24 protein-coding genes are annotated in these 26462 nt (G+C 71.1%); 10 read left to right on the forward strand and 14 right to left on the reverse strand.

All coding sequences use genetic code 11. From position 1 onward, the window contains the following. Positions 1 to 2 precede the first annotated feature (2 nt). Positions 3 to 218, reverse strand: a complete 216-nt coding sequence (locus tag ACFVXA_RS07660; RefSeq protein ID WP_362021380.1) for a hypothetical protein — start codon at positions 216 to 218, stop codon at positions 3 to 5. A gap of 127 nt (positions 219 to 345) precedes the next feature. Here ACFVXA_RS07660 and ACFVXA_RS07665 point away from each other — a divergent pair, with 127 nt between their 5' ends. After that, positions 346 to 837 (forward strand): VOC family protein, encoded by a 492-nt coding sequence (locus ACFVXA_RS07665; protein WP_390024191.1) that lies wholly within the window; start codon positions 346 to 348, stop codon positions 835 to 837. Between the two features lie 201 nt (positions 838 to 1038). Here the strand turns inward: ACFVXA_RS07665 and ACFVXA_RS07670 are convergent, their stop codons facing one another. From ACFVXA_RS07670 to ACFVXA_RS07715, 10 genes are all read right to left on the reverse strand, one after another. Continuing rightward, complete coding sequence (locus ACFVXA_RS07670; RefSeq protein WP_362021374.1) at positions 1039 to 1998, reverse strand: threonine/serine dehydratase; 960 nt, start codon at positions 1996 to 1998, stop codon at positions 1039 to 1041. 100 nt (positions 1999 to 2098) lie between these two features. Continuing rightward, positions 2099 to 2449: a UBP-type zinc finger domain-containing protein gene (locus ACFVXA_RS07675; RefSeq protein WP_362021371.1), complete on the reverse strand. Its 351-nt coding sequence runs from the start codon at positions 2447 to 2449 to the stop codon at positions 2099 to 2101. Then, complete coding sequence (locus tag ACFVXA_RS07680; RefSeq protein WP_383744356.1) at positions 2446 to 3888, reverse strand: ATP-binding protein; 1443 nt, start codon at positions 3886 to 3888, stop codon at positions 2446 to 2448. The genes ACFVXA_RS07675 and ACFVXA_RS07680 overlap by 4 nt, the downstream gene beginning before the upstream one ends. After that, a complete protein-coding gene (locus ACFVXA_RS07685; protein WP_390024193.1) occupies positions 3885 to 5561 on the reverse strand; it encodes an FAD-dependent oxidoreductase in 1677 nt (558 codons plus the stop codon). Before ACFVXA_RS07685 ends, ACFVXA_RS07680 begins: the two co-directional genes overlap by 4 nt. 121 nt (positions 5562 to 5682) lie before the next feature. Further along, entirely contained in the window at positions 5683 to 6963 is a 1281-nt protein-coding gene (locus tag ACFVXA_RS07690) for a DUF4032 domain-containing protein (RefSeq protein ID WP_390024195.1), read from the reverse strand. 66 nt (positions 6964 to 7029) lie between these two features. Then, complete coding sequence (locus ACFVXA_RS07695; RefSeq protein ID WP_390024197.1) at positions 7030 to 7704, reverse strand: amidohydrolase family protein; 675 nt, start codon at positions 7702 to 7704, stop codon at positions 7030 to 7032. Positions 7705 to 7931: 227 nt separating this feature from the next. Then, complete coding sequence (locus tag ACFVXA_RS07700) at positions 7932 to 8729, reverse strand: N-formylglutamate amidohydrolase (protein ID WP_362021357.1); 798 nt, start codon at positions 8727 to 8729, stop codon at positions 7932 to 7934. An 89-nt stretch (positions 8730 to 8818) separates the two neighbouring features. Further along, complete coding sequence (locus tag ACFVXA_RS07705; protein WP_383744344.1) at positions 8819 to 9271, reverse strand: Crp/Fnr family transcriptional regulator; 453 nt, start codon at positions 9269 to 9271, stop codon at positions 8819 to 8821. Positions 9272 to 9599: 328 nt separating this feature from the next. Next, positions 9600 to 10400, reverse strand: a complete 801-nt coding sequence (locus ACFVXA_RS07710) for a VOC family protein (protein WP_383910428.1) — start codon at positions 10398 to 10400, stop codon at positions 9600 to 9602. Between the two features lie 219 nt (positions 10401 to 10619). After that, positions 10620 to 10835 carry a DUF4177 domain-containing protein gene (locus tag ACFVXA_RS07715; protein ID WP_362021348.1) on the reverse strand — a complete coding sequence of 72 codons (216 nt, stop codon included), beginning with the start codon at positions 10833 to 10835 and terminating at the stop codon, positions 10620 to 10622. Between the two features lie 224 nt (positions 10836 to 11059). Between ACFVXA_RS07715 and ACFVXA_RS07720 the strand changes: the two genes are divergently transcribed. Further along, entirely contained in the window at positions 11060 to 12655 is a 1596-nt protein-coding gene (locus tag ACFVXA_RS07720) for an aminotransferase class V-fold PLP-dependent enzyme (protein WP_384395716.1), read from the forward strand. Positions 12656 to 12990: 335 nt separating this feature from the next. On the opposite strand, the gene ACFVXA_RS07725 is transcribed toward ACFVXA_RS07720, so the two are convergent. Next, positions 12991 to 14700, reverse strand: a complete 1710-nt coding sequence (locus ACFVXA_RS07725; protein ID WP_390024199.1) for an ATP-binding cassette domain-containing protein — start codon at positions 14698 to 14700, stop codon at positions 12991 to 12993. 167 nt (positions 14701 to 14867) lie between these two features. Here ACFVXA_RS07725 and ACFVXA_RS07730 point away from each other — a divergent pair, with 167 nt between their 5' ends. The 4 genes from ACFVXA_RS07730 to ACFVXA_RS07745 all read left to right on the forward strand — a co-directional run bounded on the left by ACFVXA_RS07730 (position 14868) and on the right by ACFVXA_RS07745 (position 18996). Further along, positions 14868 to 15503 (forward strand): DUF6629 family protein, encoded by a 636-nt coding sequence (locus tag ACFVXA_RS07730; protein WP_383742544.1) that lies wholly within the window; start codon positions 14868 to 14870, stop codon positions 15501 to 15503. 39 nt (positions 15504 to 15542) lie between these two features. Next, positions 15543 to 16295: a L,D-transpeptidase family protein gene (locus tag ACFVXA_RS07735; protein WP_390024201.1), complete on the forward strand. Its 753-nt coding sequence runs from the start codon at positions 15543 to 15545 to the stop codon at positions 16293 to 16295. Between the two features lie 140 nt (positions 16296 to 16435). Then, entirely contained in the window at positions 16436 to 17134 is a 699-nt protein-coding gene (locus tag ACFVXA_RS07740; protein ID WP_384395707.1) for a response regulator transcription factor, read from the forward strand. Beyond that, positions 17131 to 18996, forward strand: a complete 1866-nt coding sequence (locus ACFVXA_RS07745) for a sensor histidine kinase (RefSeq protein WP_390024204.1) — start codon at positions 17131 to 17133, stop codon at positions 18994 to 18996. Before ACFVXA_RS07740 ends, ACFVXA_RS07745 begins: the two co-directional genes overlap by 4 nt. 222 nt (positions 18997 to 19218) lie before the next feature. Here the strand turns inward: ACFVXA_RS07745 and ACFVXA_RS07750 are convergent, their stop codons facing one another. Then, positions 19219 to 21117, reverse strand: a complete 1899-nt coding sequence (locus ACFVXA_RS07750) for an AMP-dependent synthetase/ligase (protein WP_390024206.1) — start codon at positions 21115 to 21117, stop codon at positions 19219 to 19221. 445 nt (positions 21118 to 21562) lie between these two features. On the opposite strand from ACFVXA_RS07750, the gene sthA reads away from it, so the two are divergent. The 4 genes from sthA (at position 21563) to ACFVXA_RS07770 (ending at position 25407) form a co-directional block, all read left to right on the forward strand. After that, positions 21563 to 22966, forward strand: coding sequence for a Si-specific NAD(P)(+) transhydrogenase (sthA, locus tag ACFVXA_RS07755; RefSeq protein ID WP_390024208.1), 1404 nt, complete (start codon positions 21563 to 21565; stop codon positions 22964 to 22966). A gap of 121 nt (positions 22967 to 23087) precedes the next feature. Continuing rightward, positions 23088 to 23534 carry a MarR family winged helix-turn-helix transcriptional regulator gene (locus ACFVXA_RS07760; RefSeq protein ID WP_390024210.1) on the forward strand — a complete coding sequence of 149 codons (447 nt, stop codon included), beginning with the start codon at positions 23088 to 23090 and terminating at the stop codon, positions 23532 to 23534. A 41-nt stretch (positions 23535 to 23575) separates the two neighbouring features. Further along, positions 23576 to 24865 (forward strand): epoxide hydrolase, encoded by a 1290-nt coding sequence (locus ACFVXA_RS07765; protein ID WP_362021318.1) that lies wholly within the window; start codon positions 23576 to 23578, stop codon positions 24863 to 24865. Next, a complete protein-coding gene (locus ACFVXA_RS07770) occupies positions 24862 to 25407 on the forward strand; it encodes a hypothetical protein (RefSeq protein WP_362021315.1) in 546 nt (181 codons plus the stop codon). Before ACFVXA_RS07765 ends, ACFVXA_RS07770 begins: the two co-directional genes overlap by 4 nt. A 34-nt stretch (positions 25408 to 25441) precedes the next feature. Here ACFVXA_RS07770 and ACFVXA_RS07775 read toward each other — a convergent pair whose 3' ends face one another. Continuing rightward, positions 25442 to 26461 carry an LLM class flavin-dependent oxidoreductase gene (locus ACFVXA_RS07775; RefSeq protein WP_362021312.1) on the reverse strand — a complete coding sequence of 340 codons (1020 nt, stop codon included), beginning with the start codon at positions 26459 to 26461 and terminating at the stop codon, positions 25442 to 25444. Position 26462 lies beyond the last annotated feature (1 nt).

Below are 26462 nucleotides of genomic sequence, written 5' to 3' on the forward strand. Positions count from 1 at the left end.
TACTAAGCCGCCCCGTAGTAGTGCGCGTGACCCCCACGCCACTTCACCCACGCCGGATCGTCGAGGAGATCCTCCGCGTCGGGCAGGCCGACCCGGCCCAGGAACTCCATCAGCTGCTCGTCGGAGAAGGCCACGCCGAGGTCTTCACCCCGGGCGGTCACTTCGCGACCGCCGGTGTCCAGCGGCGGATGCACGACCAAAGGAGCTCGTCCGGACATATATCCAGCATCGTCCCGTGCGCCGCGGCCCGCATCCGGACGAGCCCCGCAGGGCTGCCCGGAGTGGTCACGGAGTGGTTGAATACAGTATCAAGTGCATGGCTACTCCCCGCGTGAGGAGCTTCTGATGGATCCGGTGGACCTTGCAGCGATCGACGCCGAGCGTCAGCGGATTCGGGACGCCCATCTGATGCAGGACAGGCCGGCCAGTTCCGCCCGAGGTGTGCACCATGTCGCGCTGCTCTCCTCGGACGTGGAGCGAACGGTGCGGTTCTACCAGGACGTCCTGGGGTTCCCCCTCACGGAGGTGATCGAGAACCGCGACTACAAGGGCTCGACCCACTTCTTCTTCGACCTCGGCAACGGAAACCTGCTCGCCTTCTTCGACTTCCCGGGACTCGACCTCGGCCCCTACGCGGAGGTGCTCGGCGGACTGCACCACCTGGCCATCTCGGTCGACCTGAGCACCTGGCGGCGGCTGCGTGAGCGACTCGACGCCGCCGGAATCGCGTACACGGAGGAGAGCGGTACGTCGCTCTACTTCCGCGACCCCGACGGCGCCCGCGTCGAACTGCTCGCCGAACCGCTCGGCGAGATGTACGGCAGTACGGTGCGCTGAGGCTCGGCGTCCGCCCTCCGTGCGCTCCGGGCCGCATCGGCTCGGCGGCTGCGGACGCTCGGTGCGCTCGGGTCCGCATCGGCTCGCCGTCCGCGCACGGTCGCCGCGCTCAGGACCCCGTCCGTGCAGGGCGGTGCGCCGAAGGGAGCGGCGCAGGTCGGGGCGCTGAAGGGCTCAGCGAAGGTCGAGGCGCCGAAGGGCTCAGCGCAGATCGAAGCGGTCCGCCCAGGACATCACGTCTCCGGTGGTCGCGTTGCCTCCGCAGAGCACCAGCCCGAGCCGGGCCCCGTCGCCCACCCGCTCCAGCACGCGCCTGGCCGCCGGCAGCAGACAGCCCGCGGCCGGCTCGGCCCACACCTTCGCGTGGTCGGCGAGTTCGAGCGTGCCCCGCACCGCCTCGCGGTCGGGGACCACGAGGACCTCGTCCACCAGGGCGCGGACATGGTCGTACGTCAGTGGGGACACGGCCGGCGCGCTGAGCGTGGTCACGATCGAGGACAACGCGACCGGCACCGGACCGCCCGCCGCCAGCGCCTCCGACATGGCCTGCGCGCCCTCCGTCTCCACGCCCCAGATCCGCACTCCGGGCCGCAACTCCCGGAGCGCCGCGGCGACGCCGGAGATCAGGCCCCCGCCGCCGACGCTGACCAGCACATCGGTGAACTCGCCGGCGTCCTCGGCGAATTCCAGGCCGACGGTGCCCTGTCCGGCGATCACGAGCGGATCGTCGAACGGGTGGACCGGCGTCAGCCCCTCGGCCCGCAACCGCGTCATGAGCGCGAACGCCTCGTCCATGCCGTCGGTCAGCCGCAGCGAGGCACCGGCCGACTCCACGATCTCGGCGGCACGTGCCGACGCCGACCGGGGCATCACCACGGTCGCCTTCACGTCGAGGGCGGCGGCCATCACCGCGAGCGCGATGCCGTGGTTGCCGCCGCTCACCGCGACGACCCCCGCCGCACGCTCGGCCTCGCTCAGCGCGAGCAGCCTCGCCGTCGCGCCGCGTGCCTTGAACGACCCGGTGCGCTGCAGCAGTTCGAGCTTCACGGTGACCGGCGCGTTCAGCAGCGAGGAGAGTCCCGGACTCGTCACCGTGGGCGTTCGTACGACATGCCCGGCGATCCGCTCGGCCACGGCCCGAATATCCGCGACACCGATCACGACAGCGCCCCCCTTTCCTCCGCGCGAACGCGGCTGTACGCAACTCACAGTACCCGGAGGCCAGTTGAGGACCCGGTCGCCCGCCGTGCCGGAACTCCGTTCAGCGCAGCGTCTCGGCCCAGTTCGCCGGAACCCGCCCGGCCGGTCCGGGCGTCGGCTGGTCGGCCGGGTGGCTCTCCGGGGGAGCGAGGGCCGGTCCGGACTCGTACAGCTCGGACGTGTCGTAGTTCCAGAACCAGCGCTCGCCCGGTTCGAAGCTGCGGATGACGGGGTGCCCGGTGCTCTGCGCGTGGGCGGTGGCGTGCTTGGCGGGCGAGTCGTCGCAACAGCCGATATGACCGCACTGGGCGCAGCGGCGCAGATGGAACCACCAGCCGCCGACGGCGTCGCAGTCGGTGCAGCCGGTACCGCTCGGTGGAACGCTGGGGTCGATTCCGCTGGGCGTGGTCATGACGGCTCCTCGGAGGTGTCCGTGACGGTGAGCGGAAGACGTACCTGGAAACGGGTGTCGCCGGGCACGGACTCCACATGGATGCTTCCGTGGTGCTTGTTGGCGACGATCCGCCACGAGATGTCCAGGCCGAGCCCGGTGCCCTCGCCCACCGGCTTGGTGGTGAAGAACGGGTCGAAGATGCGGTCGCGGATCTCCACCGGCACCCCCGGACCGGTGTCGCGGAACTCGATGAGCAGATTGTCGTGGTCGAGCGCGGTGCGCACGGTCAGCGTCCCCTCGCCGCCCATCGCCGAGACGGCGTTGTCGATCAGGTTCGTCCACACCTGGTTCAACTCGCTCGGATAGGAGGGGATCTTCGGCAGCGTCCGGTCGTACTCTTTGACGACCTTGACGCCGGGGCCCATCTTCCCGGAGAGCATCAGCAGCGTGCTGTCGAGCAGTTCGTGCACGTCGGCGACCTGGTAGGGCGCCCGGTCGAGCTGCGAGTACTGCTTGGCCGCGCCCACGAGGTGCGAGATACGGGTCGTGGAGTCCTCGATCTCGTTCATGAGGAGCTCGGTCTCCACGGTGTAGTTCAGCCAGTGGACCGCGCCTTGCAGCGTCTCCTCGTCCACGGCCGCCGCGACCTGGTCCAGCCAGTCCGTGTCGAGCCCCGCCTGCACGAACGTCGGAGCGAGCTGCCAGCCGCCCGCGACGTCGTGGTCGTCGAGCCAGTCGGCGAGCGCGTCCTCCCGGTCGGAGGCCTCCAGCGGGGTCAGCGGCGTGGCCTTGGCGACCTTCTCGGCGGTTCGCTCCTGGATCTCGACCAGGATCTCCAGAGTGTGGCGCTTGTAGGGGCCCGCGGCGATCGCGCCGAGCTTCTGGCGCATCTTGGCGACCCGCTCGCGCAGTGCGGAGGTGGCCCGTACGGCCGCCGCGGCCGGATTGTTGAGTTCGTGCGTCAGACCGGCCGACAAGGAGCCGAGCGCCAGCAGCCGTTCGCGCTGCCCGATGGCCCGCTGGGTGTTCTGGCTGCCGAAGAACATCCCCTCCAGCAGATGGACGGCCATCGGGAACCAGTCCCGCAGGATCGCGGAGAACGTCTCGGCGGGCAGGACGAAGAACCGCGAGGGCTCGGTGACCCGTGCGGAACCCTTGTAGCGGGCCTGGTCCGCACCGGCCAGATAGGCCTGCATGGCCCCCGCGTACACCCCGCGCTGGGAGCTGCGGCTGATCTCCACGTCGTCGCCGCCGACCCTGCGCGACATCACGATCGTGCCTTCGAGGAGCACGAAGAAGCAGGTGGCCGGATCGCCCTCGGTGTAGACGGGACCGGGCTCGAACACCTCCACCCGGCCCTCGCGGCAGAGGCGGTCGAGCTGGTCGGCGTCCAGCTTCTCGAACAGGAACAGGGTGCTGAGCTCCGCCGGGCTGCACGGCACAGGCTGCCCGCTCATGACTGTTCCAGATAACGGTGGACGAGCATGACGGCCATGGCTCCCTCTCCGACCGCGGACGCCACCCGCTTCGCGGACTCGGCGCGCGCGTCCCCGGCGACGAACACGCCGGGAATATTGGTCTCCAGGTGGTACGGCGGCCGGTCCAGCTCCCAGCCCGTGGGCGGCTGCCCGTCGGGCGTCATGTCCGGACCGGTCATGATGAATCCGCGCGCGTCCCTGAGCACGGTCCCCTCCAGCCAGCCGGTGAGCGGGGCCGCGCCGATGAACACGAACATCCACTGCGCGTCGACGAGTTCGGTGTGCCCGTTCGCCACATCGCGCAGCGTGAGCTGCTCCAGATGGCCAGTCCCGTGCGCGGACTCGACGACCGTGCCGGTGCGCACGCTGATGTTGGGCGCTTCGCCGATCTGCTGGACCAGGTAGTGCGACATCGACGCGGAGAGCGAGGAGCCGCGGACGAGGATGGTGACGGACTTGGCTCCACGGGACAGGAACATGGCGGCCTGCCCGGCCGAGTTCGCCCCGCCCACGATGTACACGTCGTGGCCCTGGCAGGCGGTCGCCTCGGTCAGCGCCGAACCGTAGAAGATCCCGCACCCGGTCAGATCCGCCAGACCGGGAGCGTCGAGCTGCCGGTACGACACCCCGGTCGCCAGGATCACGGCGTGCGCGGCGACCGCGGAACCGTCGGAGAAGCGGATGGTGCGCGAGGCCCCGGTGACGTCGAGCCCGGTCACCTCGCGGGCGGTGAGGATCTCCGCCCCGAACTTCGCCGCCTGCCGCCGCGCCCGGTCGGTGAGCTGCGCCCCGGACACGCCGTCGGGGAAGCCGAGATAGTTCTCGATCCGTGAGCTCTGGCCCGCCTGTCCGCCGGTCGCCGACCGTTCGACGAGGACGGTCCGCAGCCCCTCGGACGCGCCGTACACGGCGGCCCCGAGCCCCGCAGGACCGCCGCCGATGACGACGAGGTCGTAGAACTCCTCCGTCGGCGTCGTGGCCAGCCCCACCCGCGCCGCCAGCTCCGGATCCTCGGGCTCGACCAGCGGCGTACCGTCCGGTGTGATCACGAGCGGCAGCCGCTCCCCGTCCTGCCCGGCGGCGGCCAGCAGCCGCTGCCCCTCCGGGCTCTCGGACGAGTACCAGCGGTAGGGCACCTGGTTGCGGGCCAGGAACTCCCGTACGTCCGAGGAACGCGCCGACCAGCGGTGCCCGACCACCTTGCAGGTCGGCACCGGCCGGTAGTCGCTGACCCGCCACGCCTCCAGCAGATCGTCGACGACCGGATAGAGCTTCTCCTCCGGCGGATCCCACGGTTTGAGCAGGTAGTGATCGAGATCGATGACATTGATGGCGTCGATCGCCGCGTTCGTGTCCGCGTACGCGGTCAGCAGCACCCGGCGCGCGCCCGGATACACGTCGAGCGCCTGCTCCAGGAACTCGATGCCGTTCATCTGGGGCATCCGGTAGTCGGCGAGGATCACCGCCACCTGGTCGCCGCGCAGCTTGAGCTCGCGCAGCGCGTCCAGCGCGGCATCCCCGGACTCGGCGCGCACGATACGGTGCGAGGCGCCGTAGCGGCGCCTCAGGTCGCGGGCGACGGCGCGCGACACCCCGGGATCGTCATCGACGGTCAGAATGACGGTCCGCGCCGGACTGGCGGCCTGTGCCATGCGTCTCCCACCCCGAGCGGGTCAGTGTCGTCCCGGCCGCGGGCCCGCCGCTGCGGGCCACCCGGCCGGTACCGCCTCAATCGTATGTACGATCGGTCACCTTTGCTCGGAAACCGAGGACTCACGCGGGCGGCGCGGGGGCGTCGGCCCGTGGCGGCAGCGCGTCGCGGACCCGGGGAAGGACGTGCGTCACGTAGTCCTCGACGGCCGTGTCCAGGCCGATGTCGTGCTGGGCGCGCTCGGACAGGAACCAGCGGTGTTCGAGCAGCTCGTGGTAGAGCTCGGCCGGATCCATGGAGCCGCGCAGGTCTGGTGGCACGGCCCGGACGGTCGGCCGGAAGACGTCCCGCACCCAGCGGTGGGCGAGGACTTCGGGGCGGGCGGAGGGGTGCCCCGAGCGAAGCCGGGAGCCTGAGGAAGGGTCGCCCGGGGCGTAGTCGTCCTGGGTGGCCATCCAGCTCTCCAGGTCGTTCAGCAGCCGGCGCGCCTGGTTCTCCTCGGTGTCCAGCCCGGTCAGCCGCAGCAGCTGGCGCTGATGGTGGCCCGCGTCGACGACCTTGGGCACGAAGGTGACGGTGTCCCCGTTCGAGGAGTGCGCTATCTGCATCTCGGCCACATCGAAACCGAGGTCGTTGAGGCGGCGTATGCGGCGGTCGATGTAGTGGTGCTTGCCCGCCGGGTACACGGACGTGCGGGTCAGCTCCTCCCACAGGCCCCGGTAGCGCGCGCAGATCTCCTGGCCGAACTCGATCGGGTCCACCGAGGGGTGCAGGGCTCCGGCCGCCTCCAGGTCCAGCAGCTCGCCGCTGATGTTGACCCGGGCGAGATCGAGGTCGTACTCCCGCTGCCCGTCGCTGAGCCGGGGGTGCAGCTCGCCGGTCTCGGCGTCCACCAGATAGGCCGCGTACGCCCCGGCGTCACGCCGGAACAGTGTGTTGGACAGCGAGCAGTCGCCCCACGCGAACCCCGCCAGATGCAGCCGCACCAGCAGCACCGCGAGCGCGTCCATCAGGCGGTGCATGGTGGCCGGCCGCATCGTCGTCTCGAACATCGACCGGTACGGCATGGAACCGCCCAGGTGCCGGGTGATCAGCACGGGCTCGAGCGGCGCCCCCGCGGCGTCGGCGCGCCCGGTCACCACGGCGAGCGGATCGACCGCCGGGATGCCGAGCCGGTCCAGGCTGCGCAGCAGTTCGTACTCGCGCACCGCGGGCCGCTCGGCGAGCTCCTTGACGGCGACCACCTCGGCGCCGGCGCGCGCGTAGCGCACCACGTGCCGGGAGATGCCGCGCGGCAGCGGCACCAGATGGTGCTCGGGCCATTCCTCCAGGGGCAGCTGCCAGGGCAGTTCGAGCAGGAGCGCGGGATGCTCGGGATTGGTGGCGCTGATCTGCAAAGCCATGGACGGGCTGCTCTCCTCTCGAAGTCGAGCGTGTGACGAAGTCGAGCGTGTGACGCGCTCCAGCATCTACGAATGATCCGCGAGGCGGAAGACGCGGCGGGCGTTGCCCGACAGGAACAGCTCGGTGGTCTCCTCGTCGAGGCGCAGGTCGGCGAGGTGTTCCAGCGCCCGAGTCGGCGTGATCATCGGGTAGTTGGTGCCGAAGAGGACCTTGCGCCGCCCCCGGCCGCGCAGATACTCCACCAGCTCGGGCGGATAGCGGCGGGCGGTGTACGCGCTGGTGTCGATGAAGACGTTCGCGTGCTTGTCGGCCACCGCGATCATCTCGGTGGTCCATGGGTAGCCGATGTGCCCGCAGACGATGGTCAGTTCGGGGAAGTCGAGAGCGACCTGGTCGATGTACGGGATGGGCCGGCCGGTCTCGGAGGGGCGCAGCGGTCCGGTGTGCCCGACCTGTGTGCAGAAGGGGACGCCGAGTTCGACGCAGGCGGCGTACAGCGGATAGTAGAGCCGGTCGGTGGGCGGCAGCTGCCACAGCCAGGGCACCAGCCGCAGGGCCACGAAGCCCAGCTCCTCGACGGCCCGCCGCAGCTCCCGTACGGCCGCGACGGGTTTCGTCAGATCGACGCCCGCGACGCCGCGCAGCCGCCCGTCGGACCGGTCGACGAACTCGGCGACCTCGTCGTTGCCGATGAGGGATCCCTGAGGCCCGTACCAGGCCGACGACAGGCCGGTCTCCACGTCGGCCGCCGCCAGCGCGGCGACCGTGACCTCGACCGGCAGGTTCCTTCAGCGGCTCCATGCCCGTCCAGCGGCGCAGCGACTCGAACATCTCGTGGTTGGAGTGGCGCAGTGTGGGGTGCTGCATCCACGCGTCGACGACCGGCATGATCCCGTGCCCTCCCTGAAGCCCCTGCCCTGACTAAGCGATTGCTCACCCTGACCCTAGGGGTGTCCCGGCGCCGCGACTACCCGCCCACGGCGTCGACGAGGGTCGTCAGCTCCGCGGCGATCCGCGCCAGCCCCGGACCCGCCGGGCCGCCCGGCTCGGTCATGTACGTGTCCCGCCGGATCTCCACCATCAGAGCCGTGACCTGCGGCTCCCGCTCGTAGAACCGCAACGGGACATACGCGCCGGAGAACGGGCTGTCGATCCCCACACCCCCCAGGCCGGCGAACGCCTTCTCCGCGAGGGCGACCAGTTCGGGCGGCGTGTGAAACGGGTCGGTGCCCACACAGACCGGCGGCCGCGGCCCGTCGCCGTGCAGTTCGTACGGCAGCCGTGCCGTCGGGTACGAGTGGACGTCGATGATCACGGCTCGCCCGGTGGCGGCCAGCCGGTCCGCCACCGCCTGCGTCATCGCCCGTGCGTACGGGTGGAAGTACCGGTCGATGAGCGGGCGGGGATCGGTGTCGGCGCGGCGGAGCGGCGCGCGGTGCGTGGTCCGGGTGTAGACGGCGCCCATCCCCACGGCCAGCATCTCCTCCCGTTCGTCGGGAAAGCGCTCGGGGTCGACCACCAGCCGGGACATCCGGTTCACGAACCGCCACGGTGTGTGTGCGGCCGCCTCCGCCACGGATTCGGCCAGCTTCGCGGTGTGCGCGTCCGTGATGTGGTCCAACTCGCGCTCCAGCGCGTCGTCGTCGAGCAGAATGCCGTCGCGCAGCGGCGCCGGAATCCGCCGCGAGGAGTGCGGTACGTGCAGGATCACCGGCGAGTGGACCGCGCCGGGGAGAAGCTCGAAGGAATCCAGGGTGTCGTCCATACGAGATTCCTATCCCAGCCCGGCGGGTGCGTGCTCCCAGCCCGTTTCGGGTGCGCCGCATGTCCGGACGCCTGCCCGCGGACCCGGTGTCAGCCCGCACCGCCGTGGCGCGCGTAGTGCTCGATCAGTGCCGCGCGCGTCGTCTCCAGCCGGTGGGCCAGGATGGCGCCGATCGTCCGGGTCAGGGACAGCTCCAGCGTCGGGTCCGCGTCGCACAGGCGCCGCACCTGGCCGGCGTCGAACTCGTAGGCGCGTACGGGGCTGAAGGCCTCGGCGCCGAAATCCCAGGTGTGGGGCGAGAACAACCACGACCAGCCGAGCAGATCACCGGGTCCCAGCGTCGCGACCGAGATGCGTCTGTTCGCGATGACCTGCTGGAACAGCGAGACCGTCCCGGAGCGGACCACCCAGAAACGGTCCGCGACACCCCCTGCCTCGAAGATCCTTCCGTCCGCGGGGAACGACACCTCGCGGGCCACACTCATCAGCCGTTCGCGATGGTCGGGGGAGAGGGCGGGCAGCAGCCGGAGAGCAGTGGGCATCGCGGACCTCCATCGCGCCGCCGCGGGACCGCAAGGGTGGGCGGCACCTGTCGTACCGGTTGTGTCCCGTCACCCTCTATTGGAGCCCGATCCGCGGATTCCGTCGCGTCGTGGGCCCCCCGACTGCGTCCCGCCGCGTGCGCACAGGCCACGTCAGCGTCCCCAGCGCCCGAGAGCCGGCAGGGCCCGTACGTCCGCTGGGGCGCACGGCGCTGGGTGAGGCGCTGGTGGCCGGGCCTTGAGTCATCCGGCGGTGAGCCGTACGGCGGCGGCCGGGGCTTGAGTCATCAGCCGGCAGCCGGGGCTTGTGGGGCTTGCGGGGCCAGGCTCATCGGGCGTCCTTGGACGTCACGGTGAAGTGCGCTCCGTCGGGGTCGCTGAGGACCGCCTCCGTCGAGCCGACCCCCTGCTGATGGGCGGTCCCGCCGTTGGCCCGCGCGGCACGGGCGCAGGCCTCCACGTCGGTGACCGCGAAGTGGATCTGCCAGTGCGGCCTGATGGTGGGATCGGGCGCCGCCTCCACCGCGCCCGAGTGGATCCGGGCCACGATCTCCCCCTGGCTGCGCAGCACGACCTCGTTCTCCTCGTAGCGGACCTCGCAGCAGCCGGCCTCCGAGGACGCCCAGCCGAGGACCTCCCCGTAGAAGATGGCGGCGTCGAAGGCGTCACGGGTGTGCAGCCGTATGAAGGCGGGCGCGGCGCGCCGCCACGTCTCCCAGCCGGCCACCAGCTCGCCCTCCCAGATGCCGAAGACCGCGCCGTCCCGGTCGGCCAGCAGCGCCGCGCGTCCCGGCGGCAGCGAGATCGGCCCGACCGCGGTCGTGCCGCCGCGTTCCTGGCTTCTGGCGACAGTCTCGTCCGCGCTGGACACGGCGAAGTAGGGGGTCCAGGCGACGGCCGTCTTCGCGACGAAGCCCGCCTCGGAGACCCCCGCGACGGGAACTCCGTCGACACGCGCGATCCGGTACTGCTCGCCCATCTTGCTGCCCGAGTCGAACTTCCAGCCCAGTACGGCGTGGTAGAAGGTCTCGGCGGCGCGCAGATCGCGTGTGGCCAGACTGACCCAGCAGGGCGCACCGAACACCGAGTGAGTGGTGACGACCTCATGGAGTTTTCCGTCGCTCTTCATCGCCGTACCGTCCTGACATCACTCGCCGGCAGCGGTCGCGGTCGGGTGCCAGGCCCTGGGCAGGCGCCCTGCGTCAGCCCCGTCGTGCGAGGCCTTCGGACCAGCCCTCGGAGACCTCCCGTGCCGGGAGGCCTCCGACGGCGTCAGTAGCACCTGCGGATCCGCTGTCCCATCAGCTCCAGCATCCCCCGCATCGGCGTCCCGCGCACCACACAGGCTCTAGCGGCGCGGCCGCTCCAGCGTCAGGAGCAGGCCCTCGACGGCCCCGGGACCTATGCGGCCCTTGACGTCGGCGGAGGTGATCGCCTTGAGCTGCCATCCGTCCTCGGCGTGCTTGTTCAGGACCTTCTCCAGCTTGTCGCTGTCCAGCGCGTCGCCGATCAGCGACTCCCGGAAGGTGACGACCTTGTACTCGTACGTGTAGGGGCTGCTCATGGCTGTGAGGCTCTCCTGCGGTTCGTTGGACGGGCGTGGCCTGGCCCACCCAATCACTGATCGGCGCGCCGGCACAGGGGCGGGTCCCCCTGACGCCAGGCCTCGTCGAAGCTTCGGAGATGGTGCGGATGCCCCCGCGCGTGGGGCGCGGGGGCGGATGATGAGGGCCGGACGGCAGCCGGTCGCTCGCGCGTGCGAGGGGGCCGGTCGGGCGGAGGGGAACGATGGGACGCACACAGACCACCGACCACATAGGCGACGCCTCCGGTGGAGACGGGGCGGGCGGCTTCGCCGAACTGCGGACACGGGAGTTCGGTTACCTCGACGAGGGCCGGCACACCTATCTCGACCACACGGGTGCCGGACTCCCTCCGCGCTCGCTGGTCACGGGCAGCGCGGAGCGGATCACCGGCGGGCTGTTCGGCAACCCGCACTCCGAGAGCCCGGCCTCCCGGGCGTCGGGACGCCTGCTCACCGAGGCCCGCCAAGCCGTCCTGCGGCACTTCAACGCCGATCCCGCCGAGTACGCCGTGATCTTCACCCCCAACGCGACGGGCGCCTTACGCCTGGTCGGCGAGGCCTACCCGTTCACGCGTGGCAGCAGGCTGGTGATGTCGCTGGACAACCACAACTCGGTGAACGGTCTGCGCGAGTACGCACGGGCCAGGGGAGCCGCGACGGCGTACGTGCCGGTGAGCGGGCCGGGCCTGCAGATCGAGGAAGAGCGACTGCGGGCGGCGCTGTCGGCACGCGACAAGGGATTCGGGCCGCTGCGCGGGCGGGGCGGCGGACAGGGCCCGGCGGGTGGTCCGGGCGGATTCAGGGGACTGGGCGGGCTCGGGGGACTGGGCGGGCTGCTGCGGGGGCGTCGGGGAGGCCGAGGCCCGGGCGGGCCCGGGGGCGTCGGCGGCGGTCGCTCGCGCGGCCTGCTGGCGTACCCGGCGCAGAGCAACTTCACCGGGGTCCAGCACCCCCTGGAGTGGATCGCCAGGGCCCAGGAGCACGGCTACGACGTACTGCTCGACGCGGCCGCCTTCGTGCCGGCCAACACGCTGGACCTGGCCCGGTTCCACCCGGACTTCACCGTGGTCAGCTGGTACAAGGTCTTCGGCCACCCGACCGGCATCGGCAGTCTGATCGCCCGCCGGGAGGCCCTCGCCAAGCTGCGCCGCCCCTGGTTCTCGGGCGGCACGATCTACGCGGTGAGCGCCCAGGCGCAGTGGCACGTCTTCGCGCAGGACGAGGCGGCCTTCGAGGACGGCACGGTCAACTTCCTGTCCATCCCGGACGTGACCGCCGGGCTGGAGTGGATCGACCGCATCGGCATGGACCGTGTGCACGCCCATGTCACCGCGCTGACCGGCCAACTGCTCGCGGGACTCAGGACGTTGCGCCACAGCGACGGTTCCCCCATGGTCCGGGTCTACGGCCCCGAGGGCGGCGGCGGTGCGGCCCGCGGCGGCACGGTCGCGCTGAACCTGCTCGGAGCGGACGGCCGGATCGTCGACGAACGGATCGTCACCCGCGACAGCGCCGCGCGCGGCATCTCCCTGCGTACCGGCTGCTTCTGCAACCCGGGCGCCGGAGAGGCGGCGTTCGCGCTGCCCCTGCGCCGGCTGCGATCGGCCGCGCGCAAGCAACTCGGCTCCCTGGAGGAGTACTTGGAGCTGCTCCAGCTGCCCTCGGCGGGCGCCGTACGCGTCTCGGTGGGCCTGCCGTCGCAGCCCAGGGACGTGGAGACATTCCTGACCTTCGTCGCCGAGACCTACCGGGACCGGGTGCCGGGGACGACGGGACTGGCGGCCCGGGCGGGGTGCTGAGAGAGGACCCCAACGGTGTCCCCTTGCCGGAGGCCTTGGCGGTCGGGGTACCTGGAGCGAGGATTCTTGGTCGACCGGGACCGCCGGAGGGCCCGAGGCACCGGGGCAATCTGTGTCCGTCCCGGCCGCTGGGAGCGTCCGTGTCCGTCCCGGCCGCTGGAGTCGTCCGTGTCCGTCCCGGCCGCTGGGGCCCTCGTCCCTGTCCCGGGCGCTGGGGAGGCTTTGGCGCCACCCCCGGCCGCCGGGCGAGCCTCCAGTGCCCGTCCGTCTCGGCCGGGATCCTTCAGCGTCCGTCCCGCCCGGGATCCTTCAGCGCCCGTCCCGCCCCGGATCCTTCAGCGTCCGTCCCTCTCCCGTGCCGCCCCCTGCCGGCACTTGCGCACCAGGACCGTCCACGTCACCGCCATGAACAGGAGTGCGAAGCCCGCGAGGATCAGCCAGCCGCGGGCCGCCGGATGCCCGAACGAGTCTCCGTACGACGCGAGCAGCGGCGGTCCCAACGGTGAGCCGCCCGCGCGCCACAGGGACTCCAGGCCGACCCCGCTGCCGAGCGCCTCGAAGGCCCAGCGATTGGTCATCGCCCAGCTGATGCCCTCCCCGGCACCCGTCATCCGGGGCACCGGCACGAAAGCCCCCGAGAACAACACCTGGGGAAAGCAGAGCAGCGGCAGCATGAGTGTCACCTGCCCCGGCTCCGACACCGCCGCCGACGCGAGCAGCCCCAGGGCCAGGGCGGCTGCCGAGGCCAGCACGCTCGATATGAACAACGACCCATAGGTGCCCCACCCCGCCGAGGGCAGCCGGTCCAGTGCCCGCAGCACGACGAGCAGCAGCGCGTCCGCCAGCGCGAGCACCGGAAGCGTGGTGGTGAGCTTCGAGGCGATGTAGGGGCCGATCCGCAGCCCGGCCAGCCATTCGCGGCGCAGCACGGGCAGTTCGGTACAGATCTGGAGCAGCCCGTACGTCAGCCCGAAGAAGAACGCGCCGAACGCGATCCAGAACATGATCATCGCGCTGGATCCCGGGTCCGGCGCCGCCGGATCGAACGCACCGGAGCGGAACAGCACCGCGAACATCGCCACGATCATCACCGGCGACCCCGCCAGGACGGCGACCGAGAGCCGGTTGTGCAGGAGCAGAGCCGTACCGCGGCGGGTCAGCAGCCCCCACTGGCGTACGGCACCCACACGCGCCGCCCGAGGGGACGGCGACGTGGACTCAGGCGGGTGGACCTCTTCGGGAGCGGCGCGTTCGGCCCTTACGCCGTCGGCCACCGCCGCGTACACCTCCTCGACCGTGCCGACCCCGAACGCACCGCACAGCGCGTCCGGTTCACCGGCGAACGCGATCTCGCCGCCGGGGGAGAGGAACACGACCTGATCGCAGCGGAGCAGATCGGCGAGCACGTGCGTGGTGAGCACGACGGTGGTGCCGTCCTCGGCCAGCGCGCGCAGCGTCCGCAGCAGCGCCGCCCCGGTGACCGGGTCCAGGCCGGAGGTCGGCTCGTCGAGGAAGAGCACCCGCGGCCGGGTCAGCAACTCGACGGCGATGGAGGCCCGTTTGCGCTCTCCGCCGCTCAGCGCGCGCACGGGCGTCCCCGCCCGGTGCGACAGACCAAGGGTGTCCAGGACCCGGTCCACGTTCGCGGTGACCGTCTCGGCCGGCGTCCCCGGGGGCAGCCGCAGACCGGCCGCGTACACCAGCGTCCGGCGCAGCGGAAGCTCACGGTGGATGATGTCCTCCTGCGGCACGAACCCGAACTCCGGTCCGGGCGGCCCGGGTCGGACCCCGGCGTGCAGCACCGCGCCCTCGGCCGGCGCGCGCAGTCCCGCCAGTGTCTGCAACAGAATCGTCTTGCCCGCCCCACTGCTTCCGGCGATCACCGTGAGCCGACCGGGATCGACGTCGAACGACACGTCGTGCAGCACGCGCCCCGCCCCGCGCACCCGCTGACTCAGCCGACGCGCCTGTACGCGCAGGCCGTTGACCGGCGTGCCGGGGCTTCGACCGGTGGTGGAGGGACTCGGGTGCATGGGTGTCGACATGGGGGCAGCATGCCAGCCGACGGCCGGGGCGACCCGCCGCACGGCGGATGCGATCTGTGAGGAACCGGGCGTCCGGGCCTTCGTGTCAGCGACGGGCAGGGATCGCGCGCGTCGTAGCGTTGTGCGCGTAAGGCGGGAGCTTGTGACGGCGGACCCATGGTGACGCGATGTGTTGGAGTGCGACGGCCGATCTGGCAGCCGGTGCCGGGATCGCCGCTGTCGGCGTGGCCTCCGTGGCCCAGGTGCGCGGGAAGCGGGATCTCCGGTATCTCCCGCTGGCCGCGCTGCCGTTGCTGCTGGGAGCCCATCAGATCGTCGAGTCCGTGGTGTGGGACTCCGACGGAGGCAGCGGGCCGGCCACCGTCGCCTGGGCCGTGATAGCCCTGCCCCTGCTGGCGGTGTGGGTGCCGGTGGGGGTGGTGTGCGCGGCGCCGCGGCCCGCCCGGGGCCGGTTGGCGCTGCCGCTCGTGTCCGGCCTCGCGACCGCCGCGGCCCTCGCGTACGCTCTCGCCGCCCGTCCCGTCACGGCCGAGATCCGCGGCCACACCATGGGCTATGTCGTCGACCTGTCCCACGCCGACCTGCTCATCGCGGGCTATCTCCTGGCCACCGTGGGCGCGCTGCTGCTCTCCGGCGATCGGGGCCTGGTGCTGCTCGGTGTCCTGGTCGCCGTGGGCGCGGTGATCTGCTGGGCGCTGTGGGAGCTGGAGTTCGTCTCGACGTGGTGTGCGTTCGCGGCGGTGGGCTCGGTCGCCCTGCTCGGCTGGGTGCGCGCCCGGGCCGGACGCACACCGGTCGCCTGACCTGACGAGTTCCTCACATGTGTCGGCCAGGGTCGACGCATGATCAATCCCGTACAGCGTGTTCCCGTCGCGGTGTTGACCGCTTCGTTCCTGCTGGTCGGCTGCGGCGGCGGCGCGGCGCAGACGATGGGCCAGGGAGCCGGTGGCCCCTTGACGCAGGAGACCGTGACACACCCCGCCCCCACCGGTTCCCTGGAGGTGGCTCCGCAGCAACTGCCCGGACTCGGGCCCAAGACCTGGGCCGTCGTCCCGGCGAAGACCCGCCAGGCCGTCGTGGTGACCGGCCGCGGCAGGAACTCCCCGATATCCACGGTGGTGTTGTACGAGCGTACGGAGGCGGGTTGGCGGGCAGGTGCGCGGTGGCCCGCGCACAACGCCCTGAAGGGCTGGACCGACCGTCACCGCGCCGGTGACCTCCGTTCGCCCGTCGGCGTCTACACCCTCACGGATGCCGGCGGGCTGATGCCCGACCCCGGTACCCGGCTCCCGTACGACCGCTCGGGCGCCTTCAGCGCGCCGGGCACGGGCTTCGAGGGCGAGCCCCTGACCGGCTCCTTCGACTACGTCATCGCCATCGACTACAACCGTGAGCCCGGCACCAGCCCGCTGGACTGGACCCGCCCCCTGGGCGCGGCCCGGGGCGGCGGCATCTGGCTGCACGTCGACCACGGGGGCCCCACGCACGGCTGCGTCAGCCTCCGGAAGGACCACATGAGGGAGCTGCTGCGCGCCCTGGATCCCGGCCGGGAACCCGTCGTGGTGATGGGCGACGCCGCCTCGCTCAGACGCTGAACCACCCTCACGGGCACGACGGCAGGGCGCCCATCGGGCCCGCGCGCGAGCATCGCAGGCGGATGTGAGGAAGGTGTCAGGGTGTGGCAAGCCCCTCTCGCCCGTACTGTCGCCGGTGTTCTGCGCCTAGCATCGGCCGCGTGTGCGCATATGTGCTGGTCGCGGAGGACGACGAGAAGCAGGCGGAGCTGATACGTCGCTCACTGCTGCGGGAAGGACACACGGCCACCGTGGTCCACGACGGCGGGGCGGCGCTCGACGAGGCTCGGCGCCGCCGGCCGGACCTCGTCGTCCTGGACCTGATGCTCCCGGTGGTCGACGGCTTCGGGGTGTGCCGGGTGCTGCGGCAGAGCGACGACATTCCCGTCCTCATGCTGACCGCCCGCTCCACGGAGGACGACGTCCTGCTCGGCCTGGAGCTCGGCGCGGACGACTACATGACCAAGCCGTACAGTCCGCGCGAGCTGATGGCCCGCGTCCGCACCGTGCTGCGGCGCAGCGGACGCGCCGCCATGGAACGGCGTGCCGATCCGGTCGTACGGGCCGCCGGAATCGCGGTGGATCCGGTGCGGCACGAGGTGGTCTGCGACGGCTCGCCCGTGGAGTGCACGCCGGCCGAGTACGAGATCCTGCTGGCGATGGCCGCCGAGCCCGAGCGGGTGTTTTCCCGGCAGCAGTTGCTGCACCGCACCCGGGGCATCGACCGGGCCTCGACCGAGCGGGCCATCGACGTGCACATCATGAACCTGCGCAGGAAGATCGAGGCGGACCCGCGCAGACCGGTCCGCCTGCGCACGGTCTTCGGCGTGGGATACAAGCTCAAGGGTGACCGGGCGTGAGCCGCGGCATACCGCTGCGCAAGAGCCTCCTGGTGCGCATGCTGATCACCTCCGTGCTCATCGCCGTCTGTTCCGTGGCGGCGACGGCGTGGCTCGCCGTGCAGACCACCACCAGGGCCCTCCAGGAGGAACAGGGCCAGGTGCTCGCCGACGACATGGACATCCTCCGGCAGCTCAGCGGTTACGCGGCCACCCACCCCGACTGGTCGGGCGTCGAGAAGACCGTACGGGCGCTGTCGGACAGGACCGGCCGGCGGATCGCCCTGACGACCTCGGACCGAACCGCGATCGCGGACTCGGCGGCCGGCAGGACCAGGACCGCCCTGCCACCTCGTGCCGCCGCGACGGTCGACCCCCTGCGCACCGACACCTTCACGGAACCCGGAGCACAGCTCAGCGGCATCGATCCCCGTGCCGTGGGTCCCTACCGGCTGACAGCCACCGAGCGGCTCCGCGTGGCCAAGCTCGCCGTCGTGCGCCGGGCGTGCTTCGCGCGGTACGGGATCGACACCACCATCGCGCGTACGCCCAGCGGCCGTTCCGTCCTCACCACCGCGGACGGACGCGAGGAGTCCGCGTCCGGCTATGCGCCGACGGAGTGCGCGGACGGGAAGCTCTACAGCCCCACCCCGACGGAGGAGAAGGCACTGGCCGCTCTGACGAAGGGTGCGCAAGCCTGTCTGAACCGTCATGACGTGCCTCAGGCCACGACCAAGGCCGTCACCGTCGACCTCACGTCCACAACCCTGCGGCCCGGGTTCCTGGCGGGCAAGACCCGCAGCGATCAGCGCGACGCGGTGACCGCGACGACGAACGCGTGCCTCGACAGCGCACGCCGCGAGCAGCTCGCACCCTATGTCGCCCCGGCCGCCGAACTGTTCCTGGGTACGGGGGACAGCGCCGTCCCGCGCTTCGACATGTCCACGGCCAACAAGGCCAAGGTGGTGGGCGTCGCGGGACTCGTCCTCGCGCTCACCGTGGCCGTGACCGCGCTCGTCGCCAGCAGACTCGTACGCCCCCTGCGCGCACTGACGCAGGCCGCCCAGCAGCCGCCGGAGCAGCATGTGCGGGTGCCCGTCACCACGCAGGACGAGACCGGCATCCTGGCCGTGGCGTTCAACGAGCTGACCGAGCGCCGCGAACGCATGGAGGCCCAGCGCAAGGCGATGGTCAGCGACATCGCGCATGAACTGCGCACCCCGCTCACCAACATCCGCGGTTGGCTGGAGGTGACCCGCGACGGCATCGTCGACCCCGACCCGGAGCTGCTCGCCTCCCTGCACGAGGAGGCGGTGGTCCTCCAGCGCGTCATCGACGACCTCCAGGACCTCGCCGCCGCCGACGCGGGCGCCCTCGGACTGCACCGTGAGGAGATCCGCGCCGACGAACTCCTCGAACAGGTCGCCGCGGCCCACCGCGTCGGCGCGGAGACGGCGGGCATCAGCCTGCTCACGACGGTGGACGGCACGCCGTGGTTCGACGCGGACCCGGTGCGGATGCGGCAGGCGCTCGGCAACCTGGTGTCCAACGCGGTGCGCCACACCCCCGCCGGCGGCAGCATCGTCCTGGCCGCGCGCGGCCACGACGGTCAGGTCGTCCTCGAAGTCGCCGACACCGGCACCGGCATCGCGCCCGAGGACCTCCCCAGCGTCTTCGACCGGTTCTGGCGGGCCGAGAAGTCCCGCAGCCGGCGCACCGGAGGCAGCGGCCTGGGCCTGCCCATCGTCCGCCAGCTCGTCGCCGCCCACGGCGGTACCGTCACGGTGACCAGCGAACCCGGCGCCGGCTCGGTCTTCACCCTGCGGCTACCCTGCACGACGGAGCCCGCCGCCGCTGCCGCGCCCGCCGCCGAGGCCGACTGACCCGGGACCGGCGTCTATTCCCGCCGACCGTGGTGGCTTCGGTACCAGGACCGGTGGTCCTCCTCACGGGAGGGATCTGGTTGCCCCGACGTCCTCGGCGCAAGGTGGAGGCATGAACATCACCACCACTCAGCCGGACGTCAGGAGCCGTGTGACGCCTCTGAGGTCCCTCCTGGGAGGCACCTACGTCCCGCGCCGCGCCGGCTCCCGTGCCTTTCACCTTCACCGGAACACGTTGTCCGGGTCCTCCCAGACCGAGGGCTCACCGGACGCGTACCCCCGCGGAACCCGTGACGACGACTGATACATCGCCTCGATCTCGGCGGCGAACCGCCGGGCGATGGCGTCCCGGCGCAACTTCATCGAGGGTGTCAGCAGTCCGTTGGCCAGGTCGAAGGGTTCCGGGAGGACGCGGAACACCCGAATGGATTCGGAGCGGGACACGGTGCTGTTGGCCGCGGCGACCGCGCGTCTGACCTCCTCCCGCAGTTCGTTCTCCTCGCGCGCGTCCCGGGCCGGCGTGTCACCCCTGGCCCGGGACCGGCGCCAGTGCGCGACGAATTCGGGGTCCAGCGTGATGAGGGCGCCCACACAGGGCCGGTTGTCGCCCACCACCACGGCCTGATCGATGAGCGGATGGACCCGCAGCAGCTCCTCGAGCGCCGCCGGCGCCACGCTCTTGCCGCCGCTCGTGATGATGATGTCCTTCTTGCGCCCGGTGATGGTCAGATAGCCCTCGGAGTCCAGACGCCCGATGTCCCCGGTGGCCAGCCAACCGTTCAGGAACGAGGCCTCGGTGGCCCGGGCGTCGTTGATGTATCCCTGGAACACCGAGGGCCCCCAGACGAAGATCTCCCCGTCGTCGGCCACGTGAATGTCGGTGCCCGGCAGGGGGCGTCCGACGGTGCCGAGCTTCTCGCGCCCCACCGGCTGGGCCGTAATGCCTCCGGCGGTCTCCGTGAGCCCGTACCCGTCGTGGACGAGGATCCCGATTCCCGCGTAGAAGAGGGCGAGTTCACGATTGAGAGGCGAGCCGCCCGACACCGCGCCGCACACCCGCCCGCCCAGCGCGGCGCGCAGCCTCCTGTAGACCGTCCTCTCGTAGAGGGAATGCTGCAGGCGCAGGTCGAAGCCGGGGCCGGGGCCCGTGCCCAGCCGTTGACGCTCCTCGGCCAGGGCGAAATCCTGCGCGGTGCGGACGGCCCGCTCGAACAGCGCGCTGCGGCCCGCCCGCTGAGCCGACCGCAGGAAGTTCTTGTAGATCTTCTCGAAGACGAAGGGAACCGCGTACAGATAGGTCGGACGGAAGGACAGCATCGCATCGGAGAGCGCCTCCTCCCGCAGATCGGGTTCGTGCCCCATCAGGAAGCCGCCCCGCAGACAGAGCCCCTGGATCATCAGGCCGTACACGTGGGAGAAGGGCAGGAAGGCGAGGATGGCGGGCTGTTCTCCGGGAGGCGCCGCCGTGTGTCTCCAGCCTTCGAGCAGCGTGTCGCAGGGGCTCGCCAGGTTGCGATGCGTCAGGGCGCAGCCCCTGGGGGGTCCCGTGGTGCCCGACGTGTAGGCGATGACCGCCGTCGAGTCGGGCAGCACGATCCGGCGCAGTGAGTCGACCGTCGTCGCCGGGATCGCCCGGCCCCGCTGCACCAACTGTGCCAGCGCGCCGGTGTCCAACTGCCAGACGTGGCGCAGGAACGGGAGCGACGCGCACGCCGAGCCCACCGTCATGACACCCTGCTCGTCCTCGACCACCACAGCGACGCAGTGTGCGTCCTTGAGGATCCACGCGACCTGGTCGTGCGAGGACGTCGGGTAGATCGGGACGATTTCGGAGCCCACCGACCACAGCGCGTAGTTGAGCACGGTCCACTCGTAGCGCGTGCGCGCCATGATGGCCACGCGGTCGCCCGGGCGTATGCCCGAGGCGACGAGTCCCCGCGCCAGGTCGACCACCTCACCCCACAGTTCCCCGGCGGTCACCGGTGTCCAGGCCGCGAAGGCATCGGGGCGGCGCGCCAGTTGGGGGTGGTCGGGGGTGCGGTGTGCCGTTTCGAAGAGACTGTCGGCGAGGCCCCCCTGCATCTGTGCTGGAGCCGGTGGAGGAAGTTCGGACTGGTGCATGCGCCGCTCCGGAATTCTCCTCAACGTGGCCTCACCCAGAGCCGCCGGTGTCGAGGATTCCCGAATCTAGCCCACAGCGGGGACGGCCGTGAGCGATTCGGCTAGCGGCTCCCTCGCCGCCGGATCTCCGGCCCGTGGACGGTCCGTCCCGCCCGCCTTCGTCAGCTCCCCGACGGCCGCTCCCGGGTGCCGTCTCCCCGGGTTCTCCCTCCCGTCGGGGCCGGCGTCCGGCCGGCAGCATCGCGGCGAGGCCGCCCGGCCCGCCGCGCGAGCCGTGGACAGTCGTCCGGGAGCAGCGCGGGTCGAACCCGGCGTGGGGCGCCGGTCGTCCCCGTGCACGGGGGCCCAGCGGTCACGCCGCGCAGCCGACGCCGGATCAACCCTTTACGAAAGATCACCGGTTCACCCTTTCGGTGGAAGGTCGCGGGCTGCCAGACTCCGGAGGATGCCCGACTTCGACATGCTCGTCATCGGATCCGGCCCGGGCGGCCAGAAGGCCGCCATCGCCGCGGCCAAGCTCGGCCGTCGGGTCGCCGTCATCGACCGCCCCGACATGGTCGGGGGGGTCTCCATCCACACCGGGACCATCCCCTCCAAGACGCTGCGGGAGGCGGTCCTCTATCTCACCGGCCTCTCCCAGCGCGATCTGTACGGCCAGAGCTACCGGCTGAAGGAGGACATCACCGTCGCCGATCTGACCGCGCGTACCGAGCACGTGGTCAGCCGCGAAGTCGATGTCATCCGCAGTCAGCTGTCCCGCAACCACGTCTCCCTCTTCGCGGGCACCGGCCGCTTCGTGGACGACCACACCATCGCCCTGCAGGAAGTGAACGGTGACGAACGGCAGTTGATCGCCGATCACATCGTCATCGCCACCGGTACCCGTCCGGCCAGGCCCGCGAGCGTCGAGTTCGACGGGCGGACGATCATGGACTCGGACAACGTCCTGAACCTGGAGCAGGTGCCGCGCTCCATGGTCATCGTCGGGGCCGGTGTGATCGGCATGGAGTACGCCTCCATGTTCGCCGCGCTCGGCAGCAAGATCACGGTGGTCGAGAAGCGGCCGGGGATGCTCGACTTCTGCGATGTCGAGGTGATCGAGTCGCTGAAGTACCACCTGCGGGACCTGGCCGTCACCTTCCGGTTCGGCGAGACCGTCGCCGCGGTCGAACGTCATCCCCGAGGCACCCTGACGGTCCTGGAGAGCGGCAAGAAGATCCCCGCGGACGCGGTGATGTACTCGGCGGGACGGCAGGGGCTCACCGACGAACTCGACCTGGACAAGGCCGGCCTGTCCGCCGACCGGCGGGGCCGGATCACGGTGGACGAGCACTACCGCACCGAGGTGCCGCACATCTACGCCGTCGGTGATGTCATAGGCTTCCCTGCGCTCGCCGCCACCTCGATGGAACAGGGCCGCACGGCGGCGTACCACGCCTGTGGCGAGCCGGTGAACCGGATGCACGACCTCCAGCCGATCGGCATTTACACCATCCCGGAAATCAGTTTCATCGGGCGGACCGAGGATCAGCTCACCGAAGACTGCGTACCGTTCGAGGTCGGCATCTCGCGCTACCGCGAACTGGCCCGGGGCCAGATCATCGGCGACTCGCACGGCATGCTCAAGCTGCTGGTCTCCCCCGACGACCGGAAACTGCTCGGGGTCCACTGCTTCGGTACCGGCGCCACCGAACTCATCCACATCGGCCAGTCCGTGATGGGCTGCGGCGGCACGGTCGACTACCTGGTCGACGCGGTGTTCAACTACCCGACCCTCGCCGAGTCCTACAAGGTCGCCGCCCTGGACGCGACCAACAAGATCCGGCAGATAGACCGCCTCAAGGACTGACGGGCCCCGACTCCCCGGCTCGGGGCCCCAGCCGAACCGCCGTTGTACGTCCGTGCGCGCGGTCGGCTGCCGATGAGCAATTGCATAATCGATTTAAATAAATCGGTGATACATTCGGGGTATGGCATCACGGAGTCAGCAGGGCCTCGACGCAGCGGAACTCGCCGCTGTGCTGGGAGATTTCACCCGCAGGTCCATCCGCCTGCCGGCCACCGAGAAGCACAGCTTCACCACGCTGTCGGTCCTGCACACGCTGGCCCACAAGGGGCCGATGCGGATGACCATGCTGAAGGCGAGTGAACAGGTCACCCAGCCCGCCATCACCCAACTCGTCAGCCGACTGGAACGCGAGGGCCTGGTGGAGCGGCGTCCGGACCCCGAAGACGGCCGCGCGGTGCTCGTAGGCGTCACCCCCGCCGGTGCCCAGATCGTCCGGACCCGGCACGAAGACCGCATCCGGCAGTTCTCGCAGCTGCTCGAAGCCCTGACTCCCGAGGAACGCCGCGACATCGGCGCCGCCCTGCCCGCGCTGGCACGGATGGCCGCGCTGATGGACACCGAGCGCTGATCGCCGGCGCGGCCACTTCTCCCGACGCGGAAGGACATTCCATGGCAGCCACTGCACGCTTCCCGCTGGAACCCGCCCCCATCCATGTCCCCGACGCCGTCCTCGACGACCTCAAGGCGCGGCTGCGGCTCACGAGATGGTCCGACGACGCGGGCAACGACGACGGGTCCTACGGCGTCAGCCGCGGCCACCTCCAGGAACTCGCCGACCACTGGCTCCATCACTACGACTGGCGCACAGCGGAAGCCGCGATCAACGCCTACGAGCACTACAAGGTCAGCGTCCAGGGCGTTCCGGTCCACTTCATGCGCAGACCCGGCGTCGGCCCCGACCCCACGCCGCTCATCCTCACCCACGGCTGGCCCTGGACCTTCTGGCACTGGTCCAAGGTCGTGGACCCGCTCGCCGACCCGGCCGCCTTCGGTGGCGACCCGGACGACGCGTTCGACGTCATCGTTCCCTCGCTGCCCGGTTTCGGCTTCTCCACCCCGCTGCCGGACCACCCCGGCATGAACTTCTGGAAGGTCGCCGACCTCTGGCACACCCTGATGACCGGCACGCTCGGCCATCAGAAGTACGCCGCCGCCGGATGCGACGTCGGTGCCCTAGTCACCGGCCAGCTCGGTCACAAGTACGCCGACGAACTGCACGGCATCCACATCGGCTCCGGCCTGAAGCTCGACTTCTTCAACGGCGACCGGGCCTGGGACCTCAGTGGCGGCCAACCGATCCCCGAGGGCCTGCCCGAGCCCGTACGCCGCCAACTGGTCGCCTTCGAACGGCGCTTCGCCGTCCACCTCGCCGCCCATGTCCTCGCGCCCAGCACGCTCGCGCACGGGCTCTCCGACTCACCGGTCGGACTGCTCGCATGGATCCTGGAACGCTGGGCGAACTGGAGCGACAACCACGGCGACGTGCGACACGTTTTCTCCAAGGACGACCTGCTCACCCACGCCACGATCTTCTGGGTGAACAACGCCATCGGAACCTCGATGCGCTATTACGCCAACGCCAACCGTTACCCCTGGGCCCCCTCCCACGATCGCCGGCCGGTCGTCGAGGCCCCCACCGGCATCACCTTCGTCGGTTACGAGAACCCGCCCGGCGTCACCACCGGCGAGCAGCGCATCCAGAACTGGCTCGCCGGCGACCGCGCCGACTGGTACCACCACGTCAACCTGACCGCCCACGACCACGGCGGCCACTTCATCCCCTGGGAAGTCCCCGATGCCTGGGTCGACGATCTGCGCCGCACCTTCCGTGGCCGACGTCGCACCACGGCCCGGCCGCACGGGCCGCACGGATACGAAGGACGGGCGGAAAGCGAATGACCGACATCCCCACCGGCCGGTGCTGGGAACTGCTGCCGGCCGGCATCCGCGACCAGGTCGACGGATACGTCCTCCAGGACGCCCGCCTTCAGGCGATCCGCATCGCCTTCGAGGCCGGCCGCGCCCGCGGTCTGGGCCTCCATGACGCCCAACTCCTCGTCCACGACCGGTACCTCCACCACGGCGACCGGGTCGCCCGCACCCCCGAAAGCCCGCTCGACCTGGAGTCCCTGTCCGCCCGTGCCACCGGCGCCGCCGGCCGCGTCGTGGCGATCGAGGCCGTCTGGGACGGCGACACCGTCCACGACTGGTTCGTGAACCTGCTGGCCGTCACCGCCGACCCCGCGGGCGAGCAACCGCTGGCCACCATCTACCGGAGCACGGCCGCGCGGCACTTCGGTGACGAGGACCCCGGCCCGCGCCACCCGGCGGCGGCCGCGGCGGACAGGGCCGGCAGAGCCCTGGCCGCCCATCTCGCGGTGCCCTTCCACTTCGCGAGCCCGGACACTCCGGACGACGAGGCGCCCCGCCTGCGGCCTTGAGCGACGAGACGCATCGACTGCGCGCCGCCTGCTTTCAGGCCGCCGGCCGCCAGCCCAGTGCCGGGCCGAGGTGGGTGGCGATGTCGGTGAGGATCTGGACGTAGTCGTCGTGGTCGAAGGTGAAGGGCAGCGCGAAGGCGACCTCGTCGATTTCCCGGAACGCGGCGTGGGCGTGGAGCCGCTCGGCGATCTGCTCCGAGGTGCCGACGAGATCGGGCGCGAACATCAAGCGCGCCGGCCCCTGCGGAGCGGCGGTGCGCGGCAGCCGCTTGCGCGCGTACTCCTCGTACTTCGCGCGCTGCTCCGGCGAGGCACTGTCCGTGGGGATCACGACGAGTCCCTGGGAGACGCGGGCACGCTCGCCGTCGGGATGATGGGCGCGAAAGGCCCGTACGTGTGAGAGCTGGACCTCGGCGAAGTCCTCGGACTCCTCCGCCTTCACGACGCTGCTGGTCAAGAGGTTCATTCCGTGCTCACCGGCCCAGCGCGCGGACCGCAGGCTGCCGCCGCCGTACCACATACGGCGGCCCAGACCCGCGGAGTGGGGCTGGACGCGGTCGGAGAACACCTCGAAGCCCTCGATCCCGCTGAAGTCGGTTGCCGGTTTGCCGCGCACGAAGTCCAGCAGCCGTTCCACGCGCTCGTAGCCGAAGTTCTCGGCGTCGGCCGTCTCCGGATAAAGGGCGTGCTTGACCTGCTCGTAGTGCATCGGCGGACCGACGCTCACGCCCGGATTGAGGCGGCCTCCGGACAGGAGGTCGACGGTGGCCAGGTCCTCGGCCAGCCGCAGCGGGTTCTCCCAGCCGACCGGGATGACCGCGGTACCCAGTTCGATACGGCGGGTGCGCTGAGAGGCCGCGGCCAGCACGGCGACGGGGGAGGAGATGCCGTACTGCAGATGACGGTGGCGCACCCAAGCGCTGTCGAAGCCGAGCCGCTCACCCAGTTCGATGATCCCGAGTGTCGACTCGTGGCCGCGGCCGGGATCGTCCTGGTCGAACAGCCCGATGGTCAAGAACCCCAGCTTCCGCAAGGGGGTCGAGGGCAGTGGCACA

The sequence above is a fragment of the Streptomyces sp. NPDC058246 genome, from assembly GCF_042881985.1.
Classification (GTDB): Bacteria; Actinomycetota; Actinomycetes; order Streptomycetales; family Streptomycetaceae; genus Streptomyces.